Annotated in this window: 3 protein-coding genes; all 3 read right to left on the bottom strand. The window is 42.4% G+C overall.

What is annotated here, in order from left to right:
* Window positions 1-47: 47 nt before the first annotated feature.
* From P5683_RS25360 to P5683_RS25370, 3 genes are read right to left on the bottom strand one after another with little or no spacing between them, the layout of a single operon-like run.
* The gene (locus P5683_RS25360) at window positions 48-287 is read right to left on the bottom strand and encodes a HepT-like ribonuclease domain-containing protein (protein WP_315641231.1); all 240 of its coding nucleotides are present in this window, start codon (window positions 285-287) and stop codon (window positions 48-50) included.
* Entirely contained in the window at window positions 274-612 is a 339-nt protein-coding gene (locus tag P5683_RS25365) for a nucleotidyltransferase family protein (RefSeq protein WP_006669404.1), read from the bottom strand. Before P5683_RS25365 ends, P5683_RS25360 begins: the two co-directional genes overlap by 14 nt.
* On the bottom strand, window positions 609-743 hold the full coding sequence (locus P5683_RS25370; protein ID WP_006669405.1) for a hypothetical protein: 135 nt from the start codon (window positions 741-743) through the stop codon (window positions 609-611). Before P5683_RS25370 ends, P5683_RS25365 begins: the two co-directional genes overlap by 4 nt.
* Window positions 744-893 lie beyond the last annotated feature (150 nt).

Raw genomic sequence — 893 nt, forward strand, 5'->3', positions numbered from 1 at the left:
ATGATGCCATGGATTCCGTTCTCAAAGCTGCGTCCTAACCACCTTGACTAATGCCATACCACATCTCGTAGACCCGCCATTTCCCGCCAAGGAATCATGGGGTATTGTTGACGAAATTCAGGGGATAATCGTTTAGTTGCTTCCCCAACAATAATAATCCTATATAAAATAGCCGCCTGTTTTTCATCATCTTGTTGCAAGTCTTCTTTTTTGATATCCTCAACATAACTAATAATCTGCTGGATAGCCTTTAGAATATCTATTAATGCCTGTTTATCCTTGGCCATAGATGACCTCTGCTGAATTGAGGATGCTCTGGCGACGGAGAACATTATGACTATTGAGAATACTTTGTTGGGTGATGAGATCAACAGGACGATTAAAAAGAGTAGAGAGTTGTTCTCGCATTTGAATAAACTCTAAACCCCAAGAGTGATTAGGCTGAAAGGTGACTAAAATATCTACGTCACTATTGGCGTTAAAGTCATCTCGGAGAATGGATCCAAATAGGGCAAGTTCAACTATCTGCCAACGTTGGCAAAATTCAGCCAGTTGTTGAGGGGTAATTCCTAGGCGAGCATAAATTTGGCGATCGCTTATTTTGGTAGTCATTTAACCTCATCCTGAGAGTCAAGCGGGATATCTTGCTGTTTCAGAATTGGCTGAAAAGCAGGGAGGGGCATATATGCCGATTTACTGACATAGCCCACCGTCAAACGCCCGGTTTTAAACAGTTGAGCCATTTAAGCTAATTATAGCATTAGGAGTAGGTTGGGTGAACCCAGGAAACTCCACAAAAACTTAATTACCCCCAGCCTAGCCGACTGTGTTGTGTAAAGCGATCGCACCAGGAGTAGGTTATGTGAACCCAGGAAACCCCACAAAAACTTAAA

The sequence above is a fragment of the Limnospira sp. PMC 1279.21 genome, assembly GCF_032349615.1.
GTDB lineage: Bacteria > Cyanobacteriota > Cyanobacteriia > Cyanobacteriales > Microcoleaceae > Limnospira > Limnospira fusiformis.